Origin of the sequence: Mesonia phycicola, assembly GCF_900141885.1 — a bacterium.
In the GTDB taxonomy this organism is placed as follows: domain Bacteria; phylum Bacteroidota; class Bacteroidia; order Flavobacteriales; family Flavobacteriaceae; genus Mesonia; species Mesonia phycicola.
The window spans coordinates 337004-348308 of the sequence record NZ_FQYY01000004.1 but is presented as its reverse complement, the minus strand read 5'-3'; the positions used below and the strand labels follow the sequence as shown (position 1 = coordinate 348308).

The window sequence follows — 11305 nt, the reverse complement described above, 5'->3', positions numbered from 1 at the left end:
GTAGGAATCGAAATAAGTGAAATAGAAAACGAAAAAAAGAATGTCAGTTGTAGAAATTTCTTCATCAGAAGAAGCAATTAAATTAGAAAATAAATACGGAGCGCACAATTACCACCCATTACCTGCTGTATTGAGTAGAGGTGAAGGTGTATTTATGTGGGATGTAGAAGGGAAGAAATATTATGATTTTTTAGCAGCTTATTCTGCTGTAAATCAAGGTCATTGTCATCCTAAAATTGTAGATGCAATGAAGAAGCAAGCAGAGACGTTATCACTTACTTCACGTGCATTTTATAACGATATGCTAGGTAAGTTTGAAAAATTTGCTTGTGAGTTTTTTGGTTTTGATAAGTTATTACCAATGAATACAGGTGCAGAAGCTGTAGAAACTGCTATTAAAATCTGTAGAAAATGGGCTTATGAAGTAAAAGGGATTAAAGAACAAGAAGCAGAAATAATTGTATGTGAAAATAATTTCCACGGAAGAACTACAACAATTATCTCTTTTAGTAACGATGAAGATGCTCGTAAAGATTTTGGACCTTATACTCCAGGATTTATCAAAATACCTTATGATAATACAGAAGCTTTAGAGAAAGCATTAAAAGAAAATAAAAATATAGCAGGATTCTTGGTAGAACCTATACAAGGAGAAGCTGGAGTTTATGTGCCTTCTGATGGTTACTTGAAGAAAGCAAAAGAATTATGTGAGCAGCATAATGTACTTTTTATTGCAGATGAAATACAGAGTGGTATTGCTAGAACGGGTAAAATTTTAGCGGTAGATCACGAAGGTGTTAAGCCAGATATGGTAACTTTAGGGAAAGCAATTTCTGGAGGTGTTTATCCGGTTTCTGCAGTTTTAGCTAGTAATGAAGTGATGAATGTGATTAAACCAGGGCAACACGGTTCTACTTATGGTGGTAATCCTGTTGCTGCAGCTGTTGCTATTGCTTCTTTAGAAGTGGTACGTGATGAAAAACTTGCAGAAAACTCTGAGAAATTAGGAGAATTATTTAGAGCAGAGTTAAATAAATACATCAAAACCTCTAAAGTAGTAGATAGAGTAAGAGGTAAAGGATTAATGAATGCAATTATTATTAATGATACAGAAGATAGCTCTACTGCTTGGGATATTTGTATGGCTTTAAAAGAGAATGGTTTGTTAGCAAAACCAACTCACGGTAACATTATTAGGTTTACACCGCCATTAGTAATCACAGAAGAACAATTGTTAGATTGTGTTTCTATTATTACAAAAACTATAGAAACTTTTGAAGATAAGTTCTAGAGTTTGTTACTATTGAGGTAGAAATATAAAAAATCCCGATGTTTTGCATCGGGATTTTTTTGTTTACACAAATTTATAAGTCTGTATTATAAAAAAATTTTTATTTTTTTTTTATTAAAGCTGCTACATCTATTTTTTTTGTTTAATTTCAGATGTCTGAAAAACAAACTATTATGAGTTAAAAGTATAACGGTTATCATTATATTATTGGCAATACTTTAAGGGATCTTCAAATTGATATTTCTATTTGTAATTCAGGGACTTATGTGGTTACTTTAGTATGTGATGGTAACCCTATTGAAAGTAAAAATTTAGTAATCCAATAAAAAATAAATGATGAAAAAATTAATAAACCTATTTGTATTATTTATAGGAGGTGTAGCCCTTTCTCAAACTACCTATATTCCAGATCAAAATTTTGAAAACTATCTTATCGACTCTTCTATAGACTCAGATGGTACTGTAAACGGTCAAGTGTCAACTAGTGACATTTCCTCTATAACAGGTATATATTTAACTAATTATACCTTAAGTGTTACAGACTTAACAGGGATAGAAGATTTTACTAGTCTAGAAATTTTAGACGCTAACTCGGCGGGCTTACAGATGAATATTTTAGATTTAAGTAATAATATAAATATTGAAGAAGTTTATCTAAATGGTGGTGGTGATGATTTAGGGGTTATGGCAATAGAAGAAATAATACTAAATAATAACCCCAATCTTAGAATTTTTGAATCTAGTGAGCATTGGGGCTTACAAATTTTAGACTTAAAACAACTAAATGGTATTGATGTAGATAACTTAGCTATTAATGTATCTGACTCACCAGTTTTTAATCGTGAAATTTGTATTAAAGTAAATGATGCTAACGAAGCAACTAACAGTCAAGGGGTTTATACTAGTTGGACGGTTAATGATAGTGGTGTTACTTCAAATTTTTCAGAGAATTGTACATTATCCTACACAACGGCTATAAAATCTAAGTTTTATCTTTATCCTAATCCTACTTCAAGAGGGTTTCAAATTGCGAATAATGCGATAAATGATTTAACAACTCTTGATGAAATTATTGTTTATAATGTAAAGGGAAAAATAGTAAAGAAATTTCTTGCTAATGATTACTATGATATAACTGAATTAGCAAATGGTATTTACTTTGTTAAGATGAATAATCAAGAGGAAACTTCAGTGCAAAAAATCATTAAACAATAGAATGTTTATTTAAGGGGAATTAAATAAATACATCAAAACATTTAAAATAGTTGATAGAATAGAATAAGTGGGAAAGGTTAATGAATGTAATTATCATCAATGATGCAGAAGATAGCTTTACTGCTTGGGATTTTTTGTTATTTTAAAAGATAATGGTTTTTTAGAAAACCCACTCACGGTAACATGATTAGTTTTACACCACTATTAGTGATTACATAACAACAATTGTTAGACTGTGTTTGTATTATTATGAATAACTATAGAAACTTTTAAAGATAAGTTTTAAGCAGATATTTTAAATAAACAATATAAAAAATCCCGATGTTTTGCATCGGGATTTTTTTATGGTTTTAATGTTGTAAACTTTGTTGTCTTTCCATTTCTCTTTGAAACGATTCCATAAAGATGTCATAAGATTCAGCACCTCCAAAAAATACAAAACTAATAATAACGTATAGAAGAAATAGAGCAGATAGTATTAATGCAACAATAGCAACTGTTCTGGCAGTGTTAGATTGTTTGTAATTACTATATAACTCTGGATTTTCTTCATACTTTTTCTTATCACTGTTAGATAAGTATAAAGCAATACCAGAGGGAATTACTCCACCAATACCAAAACAACAACATCCTAAGAATGCCACAATAGATAAGATTAAAGAAACTGTTGTATTAGGTAATTTTTGTTGTTCCATAAAATATTAGATTTAGTTAGTTTTTTCAAATATAAAAAACTTATGCAATGAATTGTTTAAAAATATAACTGATTACTATAGTAGTGATACTTATGATAGTTAGAGTAGAAGCTGTTTTTGAGTAAAGTTTATAGGGGTAAACCAAGTTTACTCCAACACATATAACTAAAATAGCTAAAGGGTATATAGCAGGGTACATAAAAAAAGCTTCGGTAAAGTCTCCTTTAAGAAGCATTACCAAAGCTCTTTGTCCTCCGCAACCTGGACATTCAAAACCAAAAAGTTTTTTATTCAGGCAAGGGAGCATATATTTTTCCATATTAGCCTCTATTTAAAACGCTAATCTTTTTAGTAGAGGTAATATTATTAGAAGTTTGAATTCTAACAACGTAAACTGCAGTAGATAAGTTGGCTGTAGAGAAAGTATATTTATTTTCTGTACCAATGTTTAGTTGGTTAACTACTTGTTTACCAGTAATATCAAAAATAGAAACAGATTTTAAATCTGCACCCATAGGGTTGTAAATTTCTAATTGAGAAATATTATTATTTTGGTAAACGGTAAAACTCTCAGCAATTTCTTCTGCTACAGATAAAGATTCATCTTCATCTTTAAAAGTTATTTGAAATCTTTCAGAATAGTTACCAGCAGGTAAGTTTATGTAAAAAGTATTCTGCTTTATAGGGTGGTAAGTTTCTGTGTCTTTGTCATAAAGATAAATATTGTTAGTATCAAAGTTTTCAATATCGTAAACATTAATAGCAATATCTCTTTGTTTAGATAAGTTTAAATATAATGGTATTCTGTCATTTTCTTCAAAAGGTCTTACATCAATTGTGTAATTGTTATTTTCTAAAAGAAAACCACCATCAGAAGAAATAGTATATAAATTCATTGCATCTCTAGCAGTGTCTACATTAGGGGTTGCATTATCATCAAAAGCTAATGCAATTTGTCTAGTATAATCATCATCAAAAGCAATGTTAAATCTAATTTTAGGAATTACTTGCTCTTCTGTGATATCAAATTTAGGCTTGTCTGAAGAGTTGTTACTATTTCTTCCAAATACAGACTCGTTAGCAGTACCTTCTTTTACAAAGTCACGGTGAGCATTAGTAAATTGTACATCTTGTAAAACACCAGATTCAGGAGCTTTTACAAAGAAACCTTGGGCTATTGGTAAATATCTTCTGTATTGATCGTCACCTGCAGGTTGTGTGTTACCAGAACCATCTACTGGGTCACCATTTACTAAATAATTATAATAAGTAGGTGGAGTATATATACCCGTTGAAGAACAACTACCGTTAGGTGAATAACTTGCATAACCACCAACATAATCTGCAGTATTGTGAGATTGAACAGAAGGGTCACTAGACCAAAAATAAGCTATACCTGTTGTTGCATTTCTTCTTGCTACAGTAGATGATGTACAAGAAACATCTACATTACTAGGTATTACATCACCAGTAGTTTCATCTAATTCGGCAGAATTTTGTAATAAAAAGTAGTTTAAGTCTAACGCTGAAGGGTAAGGGTTACCTAATAAATAAGACTCTTGGTATCCAATAATAGGAATAGTAATTAGCCCGTCGTTAGGGCGGCCTCTAAAGTCGTAACGTTGGCTACTACCAGCGTTATTTGCTACACCATCAACCACAGTGTTATCTGTACCGTTAACTCCTTTCATAGTAAAACCTTCTCCGGCATTAAGCGTTTGTTGGCTTTTTACTTGCACCCAATTAGAAGATTGTACGCCATCTGGACTTACAAATTTATAAATCCAATAGTGCGCTAAATTTAAAACCCCGCTTCCAGTTGTAGTACTGTTATAACCACTTACTATATTAACAGGATTACTTGATGATGTTGTCGTAGGTACGTTTAAAGATGTGATAGAGAAAGTAAGGTTACCATCTGTAGCTCCTGGTACAGTTACTGGAGAAGACCAATAGTTATATGCATATGCATCTGTAGTACCTTCTTGAAATAAAGAAATATTTCCTGTACCTTTATTTATAGACGTTGTAGTATTACTCTGAATTATTTGAGCTTCTTCTCTCAAATAAATATTAGCAACGTCTGTATCATTATTTTCCGTTAAATTAATATCTTGAGCAACGTAAAGTATATCACCTTTAACATATAGATAGTTATCAGTAGTTAAAGAAGTTGGTTTTACTGTTAGCTGTGCAAAGCTAGCTGTACCTACCAAAAAAAATAAATAAACGTATAAATTTTTCATGTGCGCAAATTTTCGTCAAAAATAATACTTTTGTATCAATATACACAAAGAAAACCTGAATATAAGGTTTTTATAACATTTATTTTTTAAATATTAGATTTTTATGAGCACAAATAAACAGTTGTTAGCTACTTGTTTGATAGTGATAGGTGGAGTTTTACTAATTTACTCTATGATGTATGACACTACTAGCGTTTATATAAAAGTTGTTGGAATTATATTTTTAATGTTCGGTTTATTTAGAGCTACTAGAGTTTGGGTAGATGATAATAAAAAAGAAGAAGAAGAGAATGAGTAGTGTTTTTAGTGTAGAAGATAGGGTAGAAGTACTAGATGAACAGATTGAAGGTAGAGTTATAGGTTTTAATAACAACTATGTAATTGTAGAAACAGAAGATGGATTTCATCTAGAATTTTCTGAAAATGAGTTGGTTAAAATAAATTATGATGAGATAATTGTAGATCAGGTAGATATTAATAAGGTAATTAAAGAAGAACATTCAAAAAATAATAGACCTAAAATTTCTAAGAAGAGAAGTAAAGTAATTCCGCCAATGGAGGTAGATCTACATATTCATCAAATAACTTCTAACACCAAAAATCTTTCAAATTTTGAAATTATTAATATCCAGTTAGATACAGCAAAAAGACAACTAGAATTTGCTGTTCATAAAAGAATACAAAAAATAGTTTTTATTCACGGTGTAGGGCAAGGAGTGCTAAAAGCAGAGCTTAAAACCCTTTTTAGTAGGTATGATAATTTAAAATTTTATGATGCAGACTATAAAGAATACGGTTTAGGTGCAACAGAGGTTTATATTTATCAAAACAATTAATTAGCTATAACTTGTACTGTAAGTGTAGTACTTATTTCAAAACTACCTAAAATTAAGCTTGATAAAGTAATTTGCTCTCCTGTACTACTATTTTCTAATGTAATATTATTAGCGACTACTGTAGTTTTAAAGGTTCTATCAATGGTGTTACTTTTGTATTGATCTACAGTTATTTCTGTCGAGCTATTTTCATCTAGGTAATACGGGATTCCTTCTGCATTAAAGTCATCTGTTGGGTTTAAAACCACATTTTCATTATCAAAAGCATTTAAATCTTCATTTCTAGTTAATACACCATCATTATCATCGTCGTTATCTAGGTAATTTAAAATGCCATCTTCATCGGTATCTGGTAAACCTGTAGAAGGATCTGTGTAACCTTCTATATTCTCTGAAATTTCTGTTGCAGTAGAAACATTGTCATTATCATCATCTTCATCTAATGGGTCTGGTAATCCGTCTCCATCATTATCATTTTCTAAATATTCGTAAGGTCCGCTATAATCATCAGATGCATTTGCCTCTGTTGGTATCCCGTCATCATCATCTTGATAAGTAACACTTATATTTAATGTTACGGTACCGCCATCTAAGGTGCTGTATTCTTGCGTAACTTGTGGAGAGCTAGGTGGTATGCTTTGGCAATAGTAATCTGACGGAATTTCTCCATCAAAAATTCTATAGGTAATTTTGTTAGTGGTGCTAAGATCAATAGTAATAGTAGAATCTTTTACTATAGAACCATTTTCTATAATTCTATCAAAAGTACCTGTAAAACCATCTCTAGAGAAATTAAATACAATACTTTCATTAGTATCGTCATTAATATTGTAAAGTTGAACTTCTTCTACTAAGTAGGTGGTGTCAAGTGCATTTGTACAATAGCTTAAATCTGTGTCACTATCATAATCAAAAGTGGTAACAATAATATCACCATCATCACAAGCAGTTAAGCAAACAAATGTTACTAAAAGAAGAATTACTTTTTTTATCATTACTATATTTTTAAACAAAAATAAATGAATTACGTATTTCTAACGCTCAAACCCGTAAATAATTTTTAAAAGTTTTATTTTTGCCGGCATTAGTTAAAAAACCACTTATGAAAAACGTTTATTTAGATAGTGCAGCCACTACACAAATGAGAGAAGAAGTTGTATCTAAAATGGCAGAAGCTATGTTAGTATATGGTAACCCATCTTCTACACATACTTTTGGTAGAACAGCAAAGTCTCTAATAGAAAATGCTAGAAAAACGGTAGCTAAATATTTAAACGTTACCGCAAAAGAAATTGTATTTACCTCTGGCGGTACAGAAGCAGATAATCTTATTTTGAATAGCGCTGTAAGAGATTTAGGTGTAAAGAGAATTATTACTTCTAAAATAGAGCATCACGCGGTTTTACATTGTGTAGACCAATTAAAAGATTGTTTTGGTATTACTGTTGAATATGTGAATTTAGATGATTGCGGAAGCGTAGATTATAGTCACTTAGAGAATTTACTGGAAAATTCTTCAGAAAAAACAATGGTTAGTTTAATGCATGTTAACAATGAGGTAGGAAACATTCTTGATATTGAAAAAGTAGGTAGTTTATGCAAAACTCATCAAGCATTATTTCATAGTGATACTGTACAGTCTATAGGTCATTATTCATTAGATCTTAATGAATTGCCAATAGATTTTGCTGCTGTAAGTGCACATAAATTTCACGGCCCTAAAGGGGTTGGTTTTGCGTATATAAAAAGTAATAGCGGACTTAAATCTTTAATTTTTGGAGGTTCACAAGAGCGTGGAGTGAGAGCAGGAACGGAGTCTGTGCATAATATTGTAGGTTTAGAAGAGGCTTTAAAATTAGCTTATGATAATTTAGAAGAAGATAAAAAGTATACTGCGGGGCTAAAAAGTTATTTTATAGACAAATTACAAAAAGAAATTCCTGGAGTAAAATTTAATGGTGGTTGCTCTAATGTAGATGCCAGCACTTATACATTGGTGAATGTTTGTTTGCCTATATCTCAAGACAAATCTATGATGTTGCTTTTTCAATTAGATTTAAAAGGAATTGCTTGCTCTAAAGGTAGTGCTTGCCAGAGTGGAAGTGATAAAGGTTCTCACGTCTTGAGTAATATACTTTCTGAAGAAGATTTAAAAAAACCATCTATCAGATTTTCATTTTCTAAATACAATACCAAGGAAGAGTTAGATTATGTAGTAGAGGTGTTAAAAGATTTTATTGAAGCTTAATAAGAAAAAAATGATAGAAAGATTACTATTAAAACATTTAACTAAAAAAGGGAAAATAGCATACTTTGTAGGGGTAATCTTGTTACTAGTTTTATTAGGATATTTTATGTTAGAAGTGCAAAATTATTCTTTAGATGACGATCGTATCACTATTGTTTTAGCAATGATTGTAGTTAATTTGCTTTGGGCTGGGGTTTGTTTCTTATGTTGGAAGAAACCAAAAGAAGAGGTGCTTAAGAGTTAATATTTGATTTACTACACAGGAGTAAATCAAGATAAATAAAAATAAAAATCGGGATGAGGTTTTAAAACTTCATTCCGATTTTTAAGTTAAAGACTCTAGGTGATAAATAATTAGGTACTGAGTAAAATGTTTTTGAGTATACATCTCTAACAAAAGTATTTGTAATAGAGTTTTGATTATCAAAAAGATTAAAAATTTCGAAACCTACACTTAGTTCTTTAAAACGTTCTAGCCAATGCCCTTCTGGGTAGTTGCTATTTCTATCTTTAAAAACATAAGAAAAACCTGTATCTGCACGTCTATAATCTCTAAGTCTTGTTTGGTAGTCATAAGGGTCTACATAACTAGGTGAGCCTCCAGGTAGGCCGGTGTTGTAAACCATATTTAAATAAAATTTTAAAGCTGGAATGGCAGGGATATAATCTTGAAATAGAACAGCAAACTTTAAACGCTGGTCTGTAGGCCTTGCTATATAACCTCTATTATCTATATTTTCTTCTGTTTTTAAGTAGCTAAAGCTTACCCAGCTTTCTGTACCGGGTACAAACTCTCCATTTAAACGTAAGTCTAATCCGTATGCGTAAGCTACAGCATTGTTATTAGCGCTATATCTTATTCTTACATTTTCAATAGTATAAGTGTTTACATCTGTAAGATTTTTATAATATGCTTCAGAAACTAAACTAAATGGTCTTCCTTTAATTTTAAAACTATAATCGTTACCAATTACAATGTGTGTAGATTTTTGAGCTTTTACTTCTGGTATCACTGCACCTGTATAGTCTCTTAATTCTTTATACATTGGTGGTTGGTAATATAGACCACCAGAAACTCTAAAGATCATATTTTTTTTCCAGTCTGGCTGAATGGCAAATTGAGCTCTTGGACTAAAAACTTGTTGGGTATTACTTTCTATATTGTCTCCACTTATATTCCAAGTATGAGTTCTTACACCTGCGTTAAACCAAGTCTCTGCTTTGCCAATAACTGTTTTGTAGCTCCATTGTGCAAATGCTTGAAATCTGTCTATTTGAGTGCTATTTGTAGCTCTAATGCTTGTGTATGGTGTAATAGGAGCATCATAAGAGTTGTAAGGTTGGTCGTTTTTTAACTCAATAGAAGAAGGTCTAATAGAAAAGCCGGCAGAGTCTATAATTTCGTATTCTCTTATGCGGTCTCTTATATCTTCGTGGGTATATTTTACACCATAATTTATTTGATGATCTCCTTCTTTTATGGTTCCTAAATGTTGAATATTTATAATTAACGCATCCAAATCATTACGTGCGTGGCTTAATTGAGAGCCTACGCCTTCTGTAAATTCAACCTCTCCAACGTTTTCACCGCCTATATCTGTATTTACTTCTCCTAAATTGTATTGAGCTAGAATGTCAAAATGTTCTTGCTCTTGTGTGTTGTAGGTAGATGCAATTAATTTAGCTGTATAGTTTTCAGATACTTTGTAGGTACTTTTAAAGGCTCCAAAATAGGTTTCGTATTGATCTTTTTCTTGTCCTTCGTAATAGATTACTAAAGCCTGAGGGTCAGATAAGGTTCCAAAGTTGGTTTGTCTAGTAATAGGCTCATATTCATATTGATTAACAGCAATATTACCAAGAAAGCTTAATTCAAATTTATCTGTAAATTGGTAAGTAAGATAGGTTTGAATATCTGCAAATCGAGGTTTGTAATTAGTTTCTGTTTCTTTTGCATTTACAAAAAGACTATTGTCACGGTATCTTATGCCTGCAATTCCAGAAAACTTTCCATTTTTAGAAGCATCTTCAATAGAAGCGCTACCGCCTAAAAAGCTTGCGTCTAGTGAAGCTCCAAAATCTACAGGTCTTCTATAGGTAATATCTAAAACAGAAGATAATTTATCTCCATATTTAGCTTGAAAACCACCGGCAGAAAAATCTACTTTTCTAACCATATCAGAGTTTACAAAACTTAAACCTTCTTGTTGTCCAGATCTTATTAAAAAAGGGCGATATACTTCAATTTCATTTACATATACTAGGTTTTCATCGTAGTTACCACCTCTTACGCCATATTGAGAGCTTAGTTCGTTGTTAGAAGATACGCCTGGTAAGCTTTTTAAAAGATTTTCTACTCCGGCATTGGCTCCTGGTATTTTTCTTATTGTTTCTGGTGATATCGTTGTAACTCCCTCTACTCGGGTATTTCGGTTACCATTAATAACTACTGTACCTATTTGCTCAATATCTGTTTTTAAAACAAAATTCAATTCTTCTTGTTGTCCTTCTTCCATTTCTGGAATAATTACTTCAATGTTTTTAAAGCCCACATAGGTAATTTGAAGTGTGTTTTTTTGGTTGGCCGGAATTTTTAAAAAATAGTAGCCGTTACTATTAGTTTGGGTACCGCTTGTATTAAATTTTATATTGGCTCCTGGTATTGGTACTTCATTTTCATCTAAAACTAGTCCTTGTAGGCTGGCTTCTTGACAGAAAGAACTTATAGATAGTAATAGAAACAGTGGGATAAAAAAAGAAAAATCTCTCAAATG

General features: G+C 31.3%; 11 protein-coding genes. 6 read left to right on the top strand and 5 right to left on the bottom strand.

From position 1 onward, the window contains the following. Nucleotides 1–40: 40 nt before the first annotated feature. Both rocD and BUC03_RS07815 read left to right on the top strand, forming a co-directional pair. Nucleotides 41–1291: an ornithine--oxo-acid transaminase gene (gene rocD, locus BUC03_RS07820; RefSeq protein WP_073150000.1), complete on the top strand. Its 1251-nt coding sequence runs from the start codon at nt 41–43 to the stop codon at nt 1289–1291. A gap of 333 nt (nt 1292–1624) precedes the next feature. Beyond that, on the top strand, nt 1625–2506 hold the full coding sequence (locus BUC03_RS07815) for a T9SS type A sorting domain-containing protein (RefSeq protein WP_084112857.1): 882 nt from the start codon (nt 1625–1627) through the stop codon (nt 2504–2506). 350 nt (nt 2507–2856) lie between these two features. On the opposite strand, the gene BUC03_RS07810 is transcribed toward BUC03_RS07815, so the two are convergent. The 3 genes from BUC03_RS07810 to BUC03_RS07800 are packed head-to-tail and all read right to left on the bottom strand — an operon-like array spanning nt 2857 to nt 5447. Beyond that, complete coding sequence (locus tag BUC03_RS07810; protein WP_073149995.1) at nt 2857–3201, bottom strand: CCC motif membrane protein; 345 nt, start codon at nt 3199–3201, stop codon at nt 2857–2859. 40 nt (nt 3202–3241) lie between these two features. Next, complete coding sequence (locus tag BUC03_RS07805) at nt 3242–3520, bottom strand: DUF2752 domain-containing protein (RefSeq protein ID WP_073149992.1); 279 nt, start codon at nt 3518–3520, stop codon at nt 3242–3244. 1 nt (nt 3521) lies between these two features. Next, nucleotides 3522–5447, bottom strand: a complete 1926-nt coding sequence (locus BUC03_RS07800; protein ID WP_073149990.1) for a T9SS type A sorting domain-containing protein — start codon at nt 5445–5447, stop codon at nt 3522–3524. A 103-nt stretch (nt 5448–5550) separates the two neighbouring features. Between BUC03_RS07800 and BUC03_RS07795 the strand changes: the two genes are divergently transcribed. Both BUC03_RS07795 and BUC03_RS07790 read left to right on the top strand, forming a co-directional pair. Further along, nucleotides 5551–5745 carry a hypothetical protein gene (locus BUC03_RS07795; RefSeq protein WP_073149987.1) on the top strand — a complete coding sequence of 65 codons (195 nt, stop codon included), beginning with the start codon at nt 5551–5553 and terminating at the stop codon, nt 5743–5745. Further along, nucleotides 5738–6283, top strand: a complete 546-nt coding sequence (locus BUC03_RS07790; protein WP_073149984.1) for a Smr/MutS family protein — start codon at nt 5738–5740, stop codon at nt 6281–6283. The genes BUC03_RS07795 and BUC03_RS07790 overlap by 8 nt, the downstream gene beginning before the upstream one ends. Here BUC03_RS07790 and BUC03_RS07785 read toward each other — a convergent pair. Continuing rightward, entirely contained in the window at nt 6280–7278 is a 999-nt protein-coding gene (locus BUC03_RS07785; protein WP_073149981.1) for a hypothetical protein, read from the bottom strand. The two genes, BUC03_RS07790 and BUC03_RS07785, sit on opposite strands and share 4 nt — an antisense overlap. A gap of 107 nt (nt 7279–7385) precedes the next feature. On the opposite strand from BUC03_RS07785, the gene BUC03_RS07780 reads away from it, so the two are divergent. Further along, complete coding sequence (locus tag BUC03_RS07780; protein ID WP_073149978.1) at nt 7386–8531, top strand: cysteine desulfurase family protein; 1146 nt, start codon at nt 7386–7388, stop codon at nt 8529–8531. 10 nt (nt 8532–8541) lie between these two features. Beyond that, complete coding sequence (locus BUC03_RS07775) at nt 8542–8775, top strand: hypothetical protein (RefSeq protein WP_073149975.1); 234 nt, start codon at nt 8542–8544, stop codon at nt 8773–8775. Between the two features lie 61 nt (nt 8776–8836). On the opposite strand, the gene BUC03_RS07770 is transcribed toward BUC03_RS07775, so the two are convergent. Beyond that, nucleotides 8837–11302: a TonB-dependent receptor gene (locus tag BUC03_RS07770; protein ID WP_073149972.1), complete on the bottom strand. Its 2466-nt coding sequence runs from the start codon at nt 11300–11302 to the stop codon at nt 8837–8839. Nucleotides 11303–11305 lie beyond the last annotated feature (3 nt).